Consider the following 13,506-nt stretch of genomic DNA (forward strand, 5'->3'; position numbering starts at 1 on the left):
GCGCTGCTGGCGCCAAACAACCGGCACTTAGACTTGCTGAATTATCGGCTCCTAGGAGCGGTATGATGCGCCCCATCGATCTCCCCTCTTGTGGGGGAGATGTCACGACAGTGACAGAGGGGGGTATCACGGGTGCGGCAGATACAAAGTATGCGACGACCTACCGGTCCCCAAGAAACTCCGCCCTGACCTTCTCCGACTGCCCGCCGATCGTCGGCGCCGCCATATCGCTCTTGGCTCGAACACCATTCACCCGGATCGGGCTAGCCGTCGTGCGCACCGAAGTGCCATCGTCACGTGTCACCGTCTGCAGCATGTCGAGCTGACGGAAGGCGGCACTTTGCAAGAGCTTTGGCCAATCCAGCACTTCCGCCGCCCAGATATCGGCCGGCTCCAGGATGGCGAGCCATTCGCGAACGGTCTTTTCCTGCAGGCGGCTCGCGATCATGCTCTTGATGTCGTCACGGCGCTGGAAGGCATCATCCGGCGTGTAGTCGGCAAGCGCGGGCAGGTCGAGCAGCGGTGCGAGCTGCGCTAGCGGCATCATCGCCAGCGCCAGCCAGCCATCGGCGCAGCGATAGACGCCGTAGGGCGCTGCGAGGTAGGCGTGCGCGTTGCGGATGGCGGATTTCTTCGGCAGGCGGCCGCCGTCGTTCAGATGCGTGGTCAGCACCTCGAACTGGAAATCGACCATCGCTTCCAGCAGGCTCGTTTCCACATGCACGCCGCGTCCGGTCGCGCCGCGTCGCACGAGGCCGGCGAGGATGGCCTGAACAAGCAGATTGCCGGCCAGCATGTCGGCGACAGCAAGCCCGAAGGGCACCGGCCCGTCATCGGCCTCGCCGTTCAGCCACATGGCGCCGGAGCGGGCCTGGGCCAGCAGATCCTGTCCGGGAAAGTGGCGCCATTCATTGTCGGGGCCGTATCCGGTGATGCTGCCATAGACGATGCGGGGATTGATTGATGCAACGGAGGCGTAGTCGAGGCCGAGCCGCTCGATGACGCCGGGGCGGAAATTCTGGATGACGACGTCGGCCCTGGCGATCAGCGTGCGTAGTTCCTGCAGATCGCTCGTATCCTTCATGTTGAGGGCAAAGCTCTCCTTGCCGCGATTGATGGCATGAAAGAGCGTGGAATCGCCGCCGATCTCGGTATCGCTGAGATAGAGCCGGCGGCAGAGATCGCCGCCATCGGGCCGCTCGATCTTGATGATCCTCGCGCCGAGATCTCCGAGGCGCAGCGCTGCCATCGGGCCGGCGAGAAACTGGCTCATATCCAGCACGAGAATGCCGGAGAGCAGGCCCTCCTCGTTATCTTTGGTCATGTCAGACTTTCAGCGGCGGTGCATCCGCCGGACGGCTGTTCTTGTAGCGCACGGTCTGGATATGCTCGCAATAGAGCACCAGCTCGCCTTCGCCCTTGAAGACTTCGTAAGAAGAGCGGATCAGGCCGAGTTCGGCATATTTCGGCTGCTTGTCCAGGTTGGTGCGGATGGTATAGATCGTCTCGCCGATGAAGGTGGGCTTGATGAAGCGCAGCTTGTCGTAGCCATAGGAAAAGGCGTTGACGCAGTTCGTGGCGACGAGCCCGAGGCCGGCGGAAAAGACGAAGGCGCCCGCAACGAGCCGCTTGCCGAACAGGCCTTCGGTTTCGGCGAAGATCTGATCGCTGATGTAAGGATGCATGTCGAGGACCAGCGCGTTAAACTGCTGGGACTCGCCTTCGGAGATCGTGCGGCGCAGAGAACGGATCCTGTGGCCGATTTCGAAATCTTCGTAGAACCAGTTTTCCGCATTCCACACCGGGATCTCAGCGTGATCGGCCGGCATGGTTTTCGGATGGGTGCTGGATATGCCGACGGTGGCGGTCATGGCATGTCTTTCGATGGAAAACCTCCGGTCTCAGAGAGACCAGAGGCGCTTGGCATTGAGGTAATAGAGCCGGCTACGTTCGTCGGTGCTTACGCCTTGCATCAGCGCATGGGTGGCGGCGACCCAGGTGGAGAGATTGCCGCCGAGCGTGCAGACCGGCCAATCGCTGCCCCAGATGACGCGATCCCAGCCGAAGCTCGTAATGCAATGTTCGACGAAGGGACGCAGCGTTTCCGGCGACCAGTTGTCCGGATCGGCATAGGCGACGACACCGGAGATCTTCACCGTGACATTCGGCCGTTTGGCGACCTCCTTGATCCCTGACGACCAGCTTTCGCTCAAGCCATCCTTCACGGCCGGCACGCCGCAATGGTCAAGGATGAAGCGGATATTGGGATTGAGGTCGATCAACGCGAGCGCCTTGGAAATCTGATGCGGCAGGACACAGAGATCGAAGGTGAGCCTGGTATTGCCGAGCCGCTTCAGGTTTTCGCGGAAGAGGGCGCCCTCGGAGACATCGTCGGGCACGACATGCAGCACGCGGCGGAAGCCTTTGACGAAGGGATCGGCAAGTACGCGTTCGAGATAGGCGGGAAAGTCGGCACTTTCAGGACGGCAGGCAGCGATGGCGCCACGCAGCAGGCTGCCGGGCTCGCGGCTCAGGCCTTTGACATAATCGGTTTCCCGCTCGATATCATCCTCGGCGACATCGACTTCCATGTGAAGCGTATCGGTGATCCCGAGGCGCTTGGCCTCGCGCGCATAGTCCTCATAGAGGCTGTCGCGATTGAGCGCCCCGGCTTCGGCCAACCAAGGATAGGCAAGTTTTTTCCGGTCGACGATGTGCAAATGGCTGTCGAAGAGCATGGTGATCCTCCCATACCTGCTTGCTCTACATATACTCACAGAAGAATAGTTTATTCAAATAAAAATTACAGCTCGGCTTTGTCGACCGTGCCGGCCACGGTTTCGGAGATCTCCTTTGCCGCTTCCCGCACATATTCGATGACTTGATCGTAGCTCGGCGCTTTGGTGTTGACGGGCTCGATATAGGGGCAGGTGAGAGCGGCAAGTCCATTGCCGTCCATGGCCAGAATCGGCGCGGAAATATTACGGACACCGCTGGTCTGCAGGCTGTCCATGGTTTCGAAGCCTTTTTCGCGGATTACCCGAAGTTTCTCTTCGAGACCGGCCGGCGGCTCTTCGGCTTCCTGATCCTGCTGGCGCCTCTGCTCGTTGATCATCATCTGGCGCTGTTTTTCATCGCGGAATGCCAGGAGAATATGTCCGGAGCCAGTATTGTAAAGATTGATCTGCGCGCCGACGCGAATGGAGATGCCCCAATAGGTGGGAGAATCCTGCTGGGCGATGACGACCACCGAGCCGCGGTCGTAGATCGCCAGATGGCAGGCCTGCTCGGCGCGGTTGGAGAATTCGCGCATCAGCGGCGTGGCGAAGGAAACGAGCCGGCGCACCGGCGCATGATAATGCGCGAGCCCGAAGAGCTTCAGCGTCAGATAGAAGCGATCACCATCCTGGCGCTGCACATAGCCGCGCCGCACAAGGCGATCGAGCATGCGATAGAATTCGTTGGGGCTCTTGTTGAGCGCCTTGGCAATTTCCGCCTGCGTCAGGCCACCATCGATCCTTGCCAGCAATTCCAGAATATCGAGCCCCTTGTCCAAGGCCGGTGCGCGATAGCGATCACTGTCGTCTTCTACACTCATCCGCAAGTCCCCCACGCGACGAAACATGAATCATCATTCATATATGAATGAAGGCATTTTACAAGCACGCGATCGCGGCTTGACGGCCAATGAATAAGATGTTTACTTATAAATCATCGATCCATATTTGGGTCGGGAGAACAATCGGACAAGGGTCCGGTCTTAGGGAGGAACTTCGATGAGGAATTGGAAGGCCGGTCTTGCTGCCGGCATGATGGCATTGCTTGCGGGTACCTCGGTCTTCGCTGCCGATCTGCCGGGCAAATTTCCGGGCGTGACGATCGACGCCAAGCTTATCGGCGGCCAGCAATATGAGCCGCTTTATGCGCGCATCGCCGAGTGGGAGAAGGAGACCGGCGCCAAGGTCAATATTCTCTCCAAGAAGAACCACTTCGAGCTCGACAAGGAAATCAAGTCCGATATGGCATCGGGCAGCATCTCCTGGTGCGTCGGCTCGAACCACTCGTCCTTCGCGCCGCAATATCCCGACCTCTACACCGATCTTTCCAAGCTTCTGCCCAAGGAAGAAGTCGCCCAGTTCGTCGATTCGACCATCCAGGCCTCGACTATCGATGGTCGTCTGATCATGCTGCCGCGCGCCCAGTTCGACGTCTCGGCGCTCTACTATCAGAAGCGCCTCTACAAGGACGACGCCAAGAAGAAGGCCTTCAAAGACAAGTACGGCTACGATTTGGCGCCGCCGAAGACCTGGAAGGAAGTCTCCGACCAGGCGATCTTCTTCGCCAATCCGCCGAACTTCTTCGGCACGCAGTTCCCCGGCAAGGAAGAGGCGATCAACGGCCGCTTCTATGAAATGCTGGTCGCCGAAGGCGGCGAATATCTCGACAAGGACGGCAAGCCCGCCTTCAATTCCGAAGCCGGCGTGCGTGCGCTCGACTGGTTCGTCAACATGTACAAGGCCAAGGCTGTTCCGGCCGGTACGACCAACTATCTATGGGACGACCTCGGCGCCGGCTTCGCCTCCGGTTCCGTCGCGCTCGATCTCGACTGGCCGGGCTGGGCGACCTATTTCAATGATCCGAAGTCGTCGAAGATCGCCGGCAATGTCGGCGTCGTCGTGCAGCCCGCCGGCTCCTCCGGCAAACACACCGGTTGGTCCGGCCATCACGGCTTCTCGGTCACCGAATCCTGCGCCCACAAAGACGCTGCCGCTTCGCTCGTCTGGTTCCTCACCAACGACGATTCGCAGAAGCTCGAAGCCGCCAAGGGCACGCTGCCGACCCGCAAGGCGGTCTGGGATTGGGATATCCAGCAGGCGGCTTCCGATCCTTACAAGAAGGAAGTGTTGAGCACCTTCCAGGAAGCCATGAAATATGCCTTCCCGGTTCCGCGCACGCCGCAATGGATCGAGATTTCCAACGTCGTCTATCCTGAACTTCAGGCTGCCATCCTCGGCGACAAGAGCTCCAAGGAAGCGCTCGATGCCGCTGCCCAGAAGGCAACCGACGTCCTGAAAGATGCCGGCGCGCTCTGAGCGATGCAATAGAGATCCCGCGCGTCGCAAGTGTGCGGGATTTCCGCAAACTGACTTCGAGAATGGCTTTCGACCGGCACCGTGAGGAGCCGGCTTGTGCCGCCGGCATCGCACCGGCTTCTCGGTCCCAGGCAATTCATTCCACGCAGTCCGGGCCACGCTGCCGAGGAATGCCGACAGGTGCAAACCATGCTCAAAAGAATATCTCCACCGGTCCTGCTTCTTCTGCCGGCGATCATCGTCCTTATGGCGGTGGTTCTCTTTCCGCTGCTTCTCTCTTTTTATTCCAGCTTTACGCCGTTTCGCCTGACGCGGCCGGCCACGCTCTTCACCTTCATCGGCCTGCGCAACTACATCCGCATCCTCACCGATCCGGTGTTTCTCGCGACCTTCGTGCGCACCGTGGTGCTGCTGACGATCGCCCTCAATCTGGAAATGCTGCTTGGTCTCGGACTAGCGGTCCTGGTCAACAAGGCCACCCACGGCAAGCGCATACTGCGCACGCTGATGATGTTTCCGATGATGTTTTCGCCTGTTCTCGTCGGCTTCCAGTTCAAGTTCATGTTCAACGACAATGTCGGCATCATCAACAATGCCCTGCAATCCCTGGGCATTACGGAAACGGCCATTCCCTGGCTGATCGACGGCAATCTGGCGCTGCTGTCCATCGTCATCGCCGAGGTCTGGTCTTCGACGTCGGTCTTCGCGATCCTCATCCTCGCAGGCCTGCTCGCCATGCCGCAGGAGCCGGTCGAGGCCGCCAAGGTCGATGGCTGCACCAGCTGGCAGACCTTCCGTTACGTCACCTGGCCGTTCCTGATGCCGTTTGCCTTCATCGCCATGACGATCCGCTCGCTCGACGTCGCCCGCGCCTACGACATCGTCAAGATCATGACGGATGGCGGCCCGGCGCGGCGCACGGAGCTGATCTGGACGCTGGTCGGGCGCACCGCTTATGCCGACGCGCAGATGGGGCTTGCCAACGCCATGGCCTATGTCTCGATCATCCTTTCGATCGTCTTCACCGTCTATTTCTTCCGTAAGCTGGCGCTTGCCCGCACCCAGATCGGAGCGGAGTGGTAATCATGGATCGCAACGCTCAACAACGCCTGCAGCGCCGCCTCTGGAAGGTTGCCTATCTCATCGGCCTTTTCCTCGCGATGCTCGTCATCTGCCTGCCCGGCTTCTGGATCGTCATCAGCTCGCTGCGTCCGACCGTGGAAATCATGGCGAAGCCGCCGGTCTGGATCCCGCAGGAGCTGTCGCTGGAAGCCTATCGCGCCATGTTCAGCGGCGTGGGGCAGGGCGGCATTCCCGTCTGGGACTATTTCCGCAATTCGCTTGTTATCTCCATCACCTCGACCGCCATTGCGCTCGTCATCGGCATGTCCGGCGGCTATGCCTTCGCCCGCTTCCGTTTCACGGGCAAATCGGCCGTGTTCCTGGGGCTGATGCTGACGCGCTCCGTGCCCGGTGTCGCGCTGTCGCTGCCGCTGTTCATGGTCTATGCGCGGCTCGGCATCATCGACACGCATTTCGGCCTCATCCTCACCTATGTCGCGCTGAACGTGCCCTTCACCATCTGGCTGATCGACGGCTTCTTCCGGCAGGTGCCGAAGGATCTTGCCGAAGCCGCGCAGATCGACGGCTGCACCCGCTGGCAGGCTTTTTGGCAGGTGGAATTCCCGCTTGCCGGCCCAGGCATCGCATCCGCCGGCATCTTCGCTTTCCTCACCTGCTGGAATGAATATGCGCTCGCTTCGCAGCTGACCCGCTCCGTCGATTCCAAGACCCTGCCTGTGGGTCTGCTCGACTATACGGCCGAATTCACCATCGACTGGCGCGGCATGTGCGCTCTCGCGGTCGTGATGATCATTCCGGCGCTCGCTCTCACTTTCATCATTCAGAAGCATCTGGTGTCGGGTCTGACATTCGGTGCGGTCAAAGGTTGATCTTAATGGCTCAGGTTTCCCTCAAAAAACTCGTCAAGCGCTACGGCGCGCTGGAAATCGTCCACGGCATCGATCTCGACATCGCGGACAAGGAGTTCATCGCGCTCGTCGGCCCGTCCGGCTGCGGCAAGTCGACGACGCTGCGCATGATCGCCGGCCTGGAGGATGTGTCCGACGGCGTGATCGAGATAGGCGACACCGTCGTCAACGACCTGCCGCCTCGTGATCGCAACATCTCTATGGTGTTCCAGTCCTACGCGCTCTATCCGCACATGACCGTGCGTGAGAACATGGGCTTCTCGCTGAAGATCGCCAAGCAGCCGCAGGCGGAGATCGATAAGCGCGTCAACGAAGCCGCCGCCATCCTCAGCCTCGAAGCGCTGATGGACCGCCGCCCGGCGCAGCTTTCCGGCGGCCAGCGCCAGCGCGTCGCCATGGGCCGCGCCATTGTCCGCCAGCCGGAAGTCTTCCTCTTCGACGAGCCACTGTCGAACCTCGACGCCAAGTTGCGCACGCAGATGCGCACCGAGATCAAGAAGCTGCATGCCAAGGTGCAGTCGACGGTGGTCTATGTCACGCACGATCAGGTCGAGGCCATGACGCTGGCGGACCGCATCGTCATCATGCGCGACGGCTATATCGAGCAGGTCGGCACGCCGGACGAGGTGTTCAAGCGGCCGGCCACGCGCTTCGTCGCCGGCTTCATCGGCTCGCCGCCGATGAATATCGAGGAGGCGACGCTGAAGGGCGGAGAACTCACCTTCAAGAACGGCGATCGTCTGCCGTTGCCCGGCCAGTTTGCCGGCAAGGTCAAGGAGGGCGAGAAGGTCGCCTTCGGCCTCAGACCTGACGATATCTTCCCGACTGGCCATGGCCTGCATTCGGGTGCGGAATCTGCCGTCTACGAGCTGACCTTGCCCGTCGCCATCACCGAACCGCTCGGCAATGAAACGCTCGTCTTCGTCGAATTTGCCGGGCGCGAATGGGTGACGCGCATGCTCAATCCGCGCTCGCTGAAGAGCGGCGAACAGCTGAAGATGAGCTTCGATCTCAGCCAGGCGCACCTCTTCTCCGCCGAAACCGGCAAGAGCCTGGCAGGTTGAGGAGCCGACCCATGGCACGTATCGAGAAAATTGAACTGCGCATGGTCGATCTGCCGCCGAAGGTGAAGCGGACGGATGCGATCCAGAGCTTCGTCAGCCAGGAGACTCCGATCGTCACCGTCACCGATAGCGACGGCGCGGTCGGCACGGGCTACAGCTATACGATCGGCACCGGCGGCTCCTCCGTCATGCGGCTGCTCGCTGATCATCTGGTGCCGCTGCTGATCGGCGCGGATGCCGATTGCATCGAGGCGATCTGGCACAGACTAGAGTTCGCCACCCATGCGACGACCATCGGCGCCATCACTGCACTGGCGCTTGCCGCCATCGACACGGCGCTTTGGGACTTGCGGGCCAAGAAGCTGGGCCTGCCGCTCTGGAAGCTTGCCGGCGGCGCTAGGGATCGCTGCCCGCTCTACACGACAGAGGGCGGCTGGCTGCATATTGAGAAGGAAGCTTTGGTTGAGGATGCCCTGCAGGCGAAGGCCAAGGGCTTTTCCGGCTCCAAGGTGAAGATCGGCAAGCCGCGCGGCTCCGAGGATTACGACCGACTGGCCGCGATGCGTCTGGCGCTCGGCTCCGGCTTCGAGATCATGACCGACTGCAATCAGGGCTTTACCGTCGACGAGGCGATCCGCCGGGCGGCACGCCTCAAGGAGTTGGACCTTGCCTGGATCGAGGAGCCGCTGCCGGCTGATGATCTTGACGGCCATATTCGGCTGACCCGATCGACGCCGACGCCGATCGCAGTCGGCGAATCCATATACTCGATCCGGCATTTCCGCGAGTATATGCAGAAGGGTGCTTGCTCGATCGTGCAGGTCGACGTTGCCCGCATCGGCGGCATCACGCCCTGGCTGAAGGTGGCGCATGTGGCCGAAGCTTTCGACATTCCCGTCTGCCCGCATTTCCTGATGGAGCTGCATGTCAGCCTCACCTGCGCCGTGCCGAACGGCAGGTATGTCGAATACATCCCGCAACTCGATGACCTCACCATCAAGGGCATGGAGATCGTTGACGGCCGGGCGCTGGCGCCCTCCGAGCCCGGCATCGGCATTGCCTGGGACTGGGAAGCGGTGAAGGCGCGCTCGATCGGCGAATTCACGTGGGAAATTCACGGCTGAGGAGGACCTGATCATGCAGCGGATGGGAATGGTGATCGGCCTGGCGCCGGCAAAGGTTGCGGAATACAAGGCGCTTCATGCGGCCGTCTGGTCCGAGATCCTGGCGCTGATCTCCGAATGCAACATCACCAACTATTCGATCTTCCTGAAAGAGCCGGAAAATCTGCTCTTCGGCTACTGGGAATATGTAGGCACGGATTTCGAGGCTGATATGGCCAAGATGGCCGCGAGCCCGAAGAACCAGGAATGGTGGTCCTTCTGCATACCCTGCCAGAAGCCGTTCGAGACCCGCAGGCAAGGCGAGTGGTGGGCCATGATGGAGGAGGTGTTTCATCATGACTGACCTCCAACAAGAGCCCCTCATTCCACCAGCGAATAGAATATGGAAGGAATACCCCCCTCTGTCAGCTTCGCTGATATCTCCCCCACAAGGGGGGAGATTGGTAACTCGCGGTTATCTCTCGCAATCAGCAGACATCGAATCTGCTGATAAGACAGCTATTCGTTTCCCGAGGCGGTACGAAACGCTCCCAGCGATCTCCCCCCTTGTGGGGGAGATGTCACGAAGTGACAGAGGGGGGTGCGCACTCTCTGCAAATACCGAAGCTGCTTTCCTTGCACGAGGAGGGATCACCCCACCCCGGCACTACGTGCCGACCCTCCCCTTCGAGGGGAGGGTAAGATGAGCTTCGATCCTCAATCTCTTCGCCAATGGTGGCCGAAGCCTTCGAATCCTCGCCCGATCGTGATCTTCGGTGCCGGCAGCATCGTCGGTGATGCCCATCTGCCGGCTTATAGGCAAGCCGGTTTTCCCGTTGCGGGCCTTTATGATCCAAATGCCGAGAAAGCGGCGGCGCTGGCTGCGCAATGGGGCATTCGAGCTTTCACCTCCGAGGCAGAGGCGCTTGCCGTAGAAGGCGCGATCTTCGATCTGGCGACGCCACCAGCGGCGCATGCGGCGATCCTTTCGAAATTGCCGCGTGGCTCCTTCGTGCTGATTCAGAAGCCGATGGGCAGCGATCTTGCCGGCGCCTCGGAAATTCTGCGTGTCTGCCGCGAGCGCGACATCAAGGCGGCCGTCAATTTCCAGCTTCGGTTCGCGCCGATGATGCTGGCGCTCTATGATGCGGTGAACAAGGGCTATCTCGGCGAGGTCGTCGACTTCGACGCGTGGCTCGCGCTTGCGACGCCGTGGGGGCTCTGGCCGTTCCTGAAAGGGCTGCCGCGGATCGAGATCGCCATGCACTCAATCCACTATCTCGATTTCATTCGCGGGCTGCTCGGCAATCCTCAAGGGATCCACGCCAAGACCATCGGCCATCCCAACCACGATGTCGCGCAGACGCGGACGGCGGCGATCCTCGACTATGGCGACAAGATCCGCTGCGTGCTTTCGGTCAATCACGACCATGATTTCGGCCGCAAGTTCCAGGCCTGCGAGTTTCGCATCGCCGGCACCAAGGGCGCGGCCTATGTGAAGCTCGGCGTCAATCTCGACTATCCGCGCGGCGAGCCGGACGAGCTCTGGATCCACCCCGAGGGCGGCGGCGATTGGGTGGAGGTGAAGCTGGAGGGCGCCTGGTTCCCGGATGCTTTCGTCAACCGCATGGCCAACCTGCAGCGCTTCGCGTCCGGCGAGGATCGGGAGCTGATCGGTTCGGTCGAGGATGCCTGGCAGACCATGGCCCTCGTCGAAGCCGCCTATCAATCGAGCGCCGCGCCGGCGACGCTGATCGCAGAACTTCCAAAGGCTTGAGGAATGGCAGAGCAAACCATCTATTTCGAAGACTATGAACTCGGCCATGTCAGGGTGACCACGGGACGGACGATCACCGAGACGGATTTCGTTGTTCATGCCGGCCATACCGGCGATTTCTTCCCGCATCACATGGATGCGGAATTCGCCAAGACCTTGCCCGGCGGCCAGCGCATCGCGCATGGCACGATGATCTTTGCGATCGGCGTCGGTCTCACGGCCTCGCTCATCAATCCCGTCGCCTTTTCCTACGGCTACGATCGGCTGCGCTTCGTCCGTCCGGTGCATATCGGCGATACGATCCGCACCCGCGTCACCATTTCGGCGAAAGAAGACGATCTGAAGCGGCCGGCGGCCGGCCGCGTGGTCGAACGCTGCGAGGTGCTGAACCAGCGCGACGAAGTCGTGCTCGCCGCCGATCACATCCTGGTCGTCGAGCGCAAGACCGGTGCGGAGACGGCATGATGGTGAAGCTTAAGGGGATGACCTGGTCGCATCCGCGCGGCTACGATCCAATGCTCGCCTGCTCCAAAGAGTGGCTGGAAAAGACCGGTGTCGAGATCAGCTGGGACAAGCGCTCGCTGCAGGATTTCGAGACCTTTCCGGTGGAGGAACTTGCCGCCCAATACGACCTTATCGTCATCGATCATCCGCATGTCGGCCAGATCACGCGCGAGAATTGCCTGCTGCCGCTCGACGATGCAGCCCATGCGGAGGAAATCGCCGCGATCACAGCCGGCACCGTCGGGCGGTCCTATCCGAGTTACACTTGGCAGGGCCGCCAGTGGGCCTTCCCGCTCGACGCGGCGACGCAGGTGCAGGCTTACCGGCCGGACCGTCTGAATTCGCCGGTCAAGGATCTCGCCGAATTCGTGACGCTCGTCAAGGAAGGCAAGGCGATCCTGCCGATGCGGCCGCCGCATTCGCTGATGACCTTCATCACGCTTGCTGCCCATCTCGGCACGCCCTGCAACATCGAGGGGCCGGATTTCATTGCGAAAGCCGATGGCGAAGCGGCGCTTGACTGGATGGCACGGATCGTCGCCGGAATGGATGTCCGCTGCTATGAGATGGACCCGATCGCGGTGTTCGACCTGATGGGGCAGGTCGACAGCCCCTATGTGGCGTCGCCCTTCATCTACGGTTACGTCAATTATTCCTTTGCGGGCTTCAGGCCGGCACGGATAGCCTTTGCGGATATGCCCGTCATCGACAGCCGCGCGCCGAACGGCTCGGCGCTTGGCGGTACGGGCATTGCCGTATCGGCGCGCACGCAAGCCCCGGAGGAGGCGAAGGCTTTCGCGCGCTGGATCGCGGGTGGGCCGGTGCAGGCTGGCATTTATGCAAGCGGGAACGGCCAGCCGGGTCATGCCGACGCCTGGGTCAGCGATGCGGTCAATGCGCCGGCGCTCGATTTTTACCGCAGTACGCGGGCGACGCTAGAGGGCGCCTATGTGCGGCCGCGGCATGACGGCTACATGGCGTTTCAAAGCGATGTATCCGAGGTGATTAGCGATGGACTGCGAACCGGTGAACAACATACAGTCCTCATCGACAAGCTGAACCGCCGCTTCGCGCAGTCCTTCGAAGCTTAGCGAGAGGCTGTGCCAACTGATTGTTATTGCATGATCTTATCGGCGGTGCCGGCCCCGCAGCCGGCGGAGTGGATGAGGTCATGGTCCCCGAGGAAAGGATCAGGATTATGGGTCACGGATTGGAAGGCAAGAAGGTCGTCATCACGGCGGCGGGGCAGGGTATCGGCCGGGCATCGGCGGAGCGCTTCATCTCGCTTGGCGCGCATGTCTATGCCACCGACATCAACGAGCAGACGCTCTCGACGCTGGAAGGCGCCAGCAAGCATGTGCTCAACGTGCTCGACAGCGCCGCCGTCAAGGCTTTATCGGAAGAGGTTGGCCCGATCGACGTGCTCTTCAACTGCGCCGGTTTCGTGCATGCCGGCACCATCCTCGACTGCGACGAGAAGGATTGGGATTTCTCCTTCAACCTCAATGCCAAGGCGATGTACACGACCTGCCGCACTTTCCTGCCCGGCATGCTGGAAAAGGGCAAGGGCTCGATCGTCAACATGGCTTCGGTCGCCTCCAGCGTGAAGGGCGTGCCCAACCGCTTTGCCTATTGCGCCTCGAAGGCTGCCGTCATCGGGCTTACCAAGTCGATCGCCGCCGATTTCGTTTCTAAGGGCATCCGCGCCAACGCGATTTGCCCCGGCACGGTCGATAGCCCCTCACTGCATGAGCGGCTGCGGGCAACCGGCGACTACGACAAGGCGATGAAGGACTTCATCGCCCGCCAGCCGATGGGCCGCATCGCGACCGCCGAAGAGATCGCCGCGCTGGTGACCTATCTGGCCGGTGATGAAGCGGGCTTCACGACCGGCCAGACTCACGTCGTCGACGGCGGATGGACCGGCTGAGGCTCTATTTTCGCAATTGGGGGCTTCGTGTTGCGAGGCCTCCT

14 protein-coding genes are annotated in these 13,506 nt (G+C 61.1%); 10 read left to right on the forward strand and 4 right to left on the reverse strand.

Annotated features, from left to right (window positions below; genetic code table 11):
• Window positions 1-160: 160 nt before the first annotated feature.
• The 4 genes from FP026_RS08600 to FP026_RS08615 all read right to left on the reverse strand — a co-directional run bounded on the left by FP026_RS08600 (window position 161) and on the right by FP026_RS08615 (window position 3,598).
• Window positions 161-1,324 carry a CaiB/BaiF CoA transferase family protein gene (locus FP026_RS08600; RefSeq protein ID WP_149634218.1) on the reverse strand — a complete coding sequence of 388 codons (1,164 nt, stop codon included), beginning with the start codon at window positions 1,322-1,324 and terminating at the stop codon, window positions 161-163.
• A 1-nt stretch (window position 1,325) separates the two neighbouring features.
• Window positions 1,326-1,871: a MaoC family dehydratase gene (locus FP026_RS08605; protein WP_149634219.1), complete on the reverse strand. Its 546-nt coding sequence runs from the start codon at window positions 1,869-1,871 to the stop codon at window positions 1,326-1,328.
• Window positions 1,872-1,901: 30 nt separating this feature from the next.
• Window positions 1,902-2,738: an amidohydrolase family protein gene (locus tag FP026_RS08610; protein ID WP_149634220.1), complete on the reverse strand. Its 837-nt coding sequence runs from the start codon at window positions 2,736-2,738 to the stop codon at window positions 1,902-1,904.
• Between the two features lie 65 nt (window positions 2,739-2,803).
• A complete protein-coding gene (locus FP026_RS08615; RefSeq protein WP_149634221.1) occupies window positions 2,804-3,598 on the reverse strand; it encodes an IclR family transcriptional regulator in 795 nt (264 codons plus the stop codon).
• A 211-nt stretch (window positions 3,599-3,809) separates the two neighbouring features.
• On the opposite strand from FP026_RS08615, the gene FP026_RS08620 reads away from it, so the two are divergent.
• The 10 genes from FP026_RS08620 to FP026_RS08665 all read left to right on the forward strand — a co-directional run bounded on the left by FP026_RS08620 (window position 3,810) and on the right by FP026_RS08665 (window position 13,462).
• Window positions 3,810-5,093, forward strand: coding sequence for a sugar ABC transporter substrate-binding protein (locus tag FP026_RS08620; RefSeq protein WP_432444110.1), 1,284 nt, complete (start codon window positions 3,810-3,812; stop codon window positions 5,091-5,093).
• Between the two features lie 189 nt (window positions 5,094-5,282).
• The gene (locus FP026_RS08625; RefSeq protein WP_149634223.1) at window positions 5,283-6,176 is read left to right on the forward strand and encodes a carbohydrate ABC transporter permease; all 894 of its coding nucleotides are present in this window, start codon (window positions 5,283-5,285) and stop codon (window positions 6,174-6,176) included.
• A gap of 2 nt (window positions 6,177-6,178) precedes the next feature.
• Complete coding sequence (locus FP026_RS08630) at window positions 6,179-7,045, forward strand: carbohydrate ABC transporter permease (RefSeq protein ID WP_149634224.1); 867 nt, start codon at window positions 6,179-6,181, stop codon at window positions 7,043-7,045.
• Window positions 7,046-7,050: 5 nt separating this feature from the next.
• Window positions 7,051-8,148: an ABC transporter ATP-binding protein gene (locus FP026_RS08635; protein ID WP_149634225.1), complete on the forward strand. Its 1,098-nt coding sequence runs from the start codon at window positions 7,051-7,053 to the stop codon at window positions 8,146-8,148.
• 11 nt (window positions 8,149-8,159) lie between these two features.
• Window positions 8,160-9,272: a mandelate racemase/muconate lactonizing enzyme family protein gene (locus FP026_RS08640; protein ID WP_149634226.1), complete on the forward strand. Its 1,113-nt coding sequence runs from the start codon at window positions 8,160-8,162 to the stop codon at window positions 9,270-9,272.
• Window positions 9,273-9,285: 13 nt separating this feature from the next.
• A complete protein-coding gene (locus FP026_RS08645) occupies window positions 9,286-9,615 on the forward strand; it encodes an L-rhamnose mutarotase (RefSeq protein WP_149634227.1) in 330 nt (109 codons plus the stop codon).
• Window positions 9,616-9,954: 339 nt separating this feature from the next.
• Window positions 9,955-11,028, forward strand: coding sequence for a Gfo/Idh/MocA family protein (locus tag FP026_RS08650; RefSeq protein ID WP_149634228.1), 1,074 nt, complete (start codon window positions 9,955-9,957; stop codon window positions 11,026-11,028).
• 3 nt (window positions 11,029-11,031) lie between these two features.
• Complete coding sequence (locus FP026_RS08655) at window positions 11,032-11,493, forward strand: MaoC/PaaZ C-terminal domain-containing protein (protein ID WP_149634229.1); 462 nt, start codon at window positions 11,032-11,034, stop codon at window positions 11,491-11,493.
• Window positions 11,490-12,623 carry an extracellular solute-binding protein gene (locus FP026_RS08660; RefSeq protein ID WP_149634230.1) on the forward strand — a complete coding sequence of 378 codons (1,134 nt, stop codon included), beginning with the start codon at window positions 11,490-11,492 and terminating at the stop codon, window positions 12,621-12,623. The genes FP026_RS08655 and FP026_RS08660 overlap by 4 nt, the downstream gene beginning before the upstream one ends.
• A 107-nt stretch (window positions 12,624-12,730) precedes the next feature.
• The gene (locus tag FP026_RS08665; protein WP_149634231.1) at window positions 12,731-13,462 is read left to right on the forward strand and encodes an SDR family oxidoreductase; all 732 of its coding nucleotides are present in this window, start codon (window positions 12,731-12,733) and stop codon (window positions 13,460-13,462) included.
• Window positions 13,463-13,506: the final 44 nt, after the last annotated feature.

This window comes from Martinezella tropici (genome assembly GCF_008370325.1).
In the GTDB taxonomy this organism is placed as follows: Bacteria; Pseudomonadota; Alphaproteobacteria; order Rhizobiales; family Rhizobiaceae; genus Rhizobium; species Rhizobium tropici_B.

Coding starts and splice junctions, on each gene's coding strand:
- FP026_RS08625 (WP_149634223.1), top strand. CDS start 5,283: ATGCTCAAAAGAATATCTCCACCGGTCCTGCTTCTTCTGCCGGCGATC.
- FP026_RS08610 (WP_149634220.1), bottom strand. CDS start 2,738: ATGCTCTTCGACAGCCATTTGCACATCGTCGACCGGAAAAAACTTGCC.
- FP026_RS08630 (WP_149634224.1), top strand. CDS start 6,179: ATGGATCGCAACGCTCAACAACGCCTGCAGCGCCGCCTCTGGAAGGTT.
- FP026_RS08635 (WP_149634225.1), top strand. CDS start 7,051: ATGGCTCAGGTTTCCCTCAAAAAACTCGTCAAGCGCTACGGCGCGCTG.
- FP026_RS08620 (WP_432444110.1), top strand. CDS start 3,810: ATGATGGCATTGCTTGCGGGTACCTCGGTCTTCGCTGCCGATCTGCCG.
- FP026_RS08655 (WP_149634229.1), top strand. CDS start 11,032: ATGGCAGAGCAAACCATCTATTTCGAAGACTATGAACTCGGCCATGTC.
- FP026_RS08650 (WP_149634228.1), top strand. CDS start 9,955: ATGAGCTTCGATCCTCAATCTCTTCGCCAATGGTGGCCGAAGCCTTCG.
- FP026_RS08640 (WP_149634226.1), top strand. CDS start 8,160: ATGGCACGTATCGAGAAAATTGAACTGCGCATGGTCGATCTGCCGCCG.
- FP026_RS08615 (WP_149634221.1), bottom strand. CDS start 3,598: ATGAGTGTAGAAGACGACAGTGATCGCTATCGCGCACCGGCCTTGGAC.
- FP026_RS08665 (WP_149634231.1), top strand. CDS start 12,731: ATGGGTCACGGATTGGAAGGCAAGAAGGTCGTCATCACGGCGGCGGGG.
- FP026_RS08645 (WP_149634227.1), top strand. CDS start 9,286: ATGCAGCGGATGGGAATGGTGATCGGCCTGGCGCCGGCAAAGGTTGCG.
- FP026_RS08600 (WP_149634218.1), bottom strand. CDS start 1,324: ATGACCAAAGATAACGAGGAGGGCCTGCTCTCCGGCATTCTCGTGCTG.
- FP026_RS08660 (WP_149634230.1), top strand. CDS start 11,490: ATGATGGTGAAGCTTAAGGGGATGACCTGGTCGCATCCGCGCGGCTAC.
- FP026_RS08605 (WP_149634219.1), bottom strand. CDS start 1,871: ATGACCGCCACCGTCGGCATATCCAGCACCCATCCGAAAACCATGCCG.